The organism is Mesorhizobium delmotii (genome assembly GCF_900149755.1).
Taxonomy (GTDB): Bacteria; Pseudomonadota; Alphaproteobacteria; order Rhizobiales; family Rhizobiaceae; genus Mesorhizobium; species Mesorhizobium delmotii.
On sequence record NZ_FUIG01000082.1, the window covers coordinates 1 to 919 of the forward strand.

Below are 919 nucleotides of genomic sequence, written 5' to 3' on the forward strand. Positions count from 1 at the left end.
ACCGGACCGAGCTGGATCAGACACAAAATGAAGATCAATGCCATGAGCACGGCGGCATAGGGCACGCCGGCTACGGCCAGCCCGATACCCGCTACAGCGCTTTGCGCAACGGCGGTAACCACTACGCCCAGGGCCACGCTTCGGATCGCCTGGCCGGCCAGCCTTACTGCTGTCTCTCCACGAACGCCGCCGAGCCGGCGACCGAAAAGGATCGCGGTATCAGCGGCCCGTTCACCACCCGAATACATGACCGCGGCTATCGCAGTCGTCAGCAGGAAATGTATGAACATGCCACCCAGACTTCCGGTGGCGGACGCAAACCAGTAGGCAGGGTTCCGGCGTAGGGGGTCAGTCTTTGGACCAGTTCCTGAACGCCGGCCGAGTTCAGTTTCTCCCATGCTTCGGCAGCGCGTGCTCCAACCAGGGGCACTCCCTCCAGCCAGCTGGGTGGCGGTGGCAGTCGCATCGACAGGATAGTCCGGACCAGGTCGCCAACCTTGTCGATGTTCGCGATGACAGTGCTGAGCGCCAGCCAGAAAGGCACGATCACAAGCAGCAGCAAGGTCAGCGTCATGATCAGGACGGCAAGGCCGCGGCGGTTGCCGGTATGGCGCTGCAACCAGAGCATGAGCGGCCAGGTGGCAAGCACCAACGTCGTGGCCCATACGATCGCCGGCAGAAACGGCTGCATCACCACCCAGACGCTGGCGATGAGAAGACTGCCGATGAACAGCACCGCCAGCGTCACGCGGGTGAGATCCTGACGAGGATGGACGAGGGGACGCGAACCGTCCGAATCCATTATCTGCCCGCCCAACGCCGCTCGCCTATCTTTCTCACGTCATGTTCTCCAAGTCCGCTCCTGGCGCGCCCAAACCTGCGGTCAGCCCATCCTCGGCCTTCACCTCTGGTATGGTAC

2 protein-coding genes are annotated in these 919 nt (G+C 62.8%); both read right to left on the bottom strand.

Annotated elements, in window-relative coordinates; genetic code table 11:
- Window positions 1–290, bottom strand: a 290-nt coding sequence (locus BQ8482_RS38530; protein WP_165848831.1) for an AI-2E family transporter, incomplete at its 3' end; no start/stop codon positions are given.
- Window positions 269–802 (bottom strand): AI-2E family transporter, encoded by a 534-nt coding sequence (locus BQ8482_RS38535; protein WP_123151623.1) that lies wholly within the window; start codon window positions 800–802, stop codon window positions 269–271. The genes BQ8482_RS38535 and BQ8482_RS38530, both read right to left, overlap by 22 nt.
- Between the last annotated feature and the right edge of the window lie 117 nt (window positions 803–919).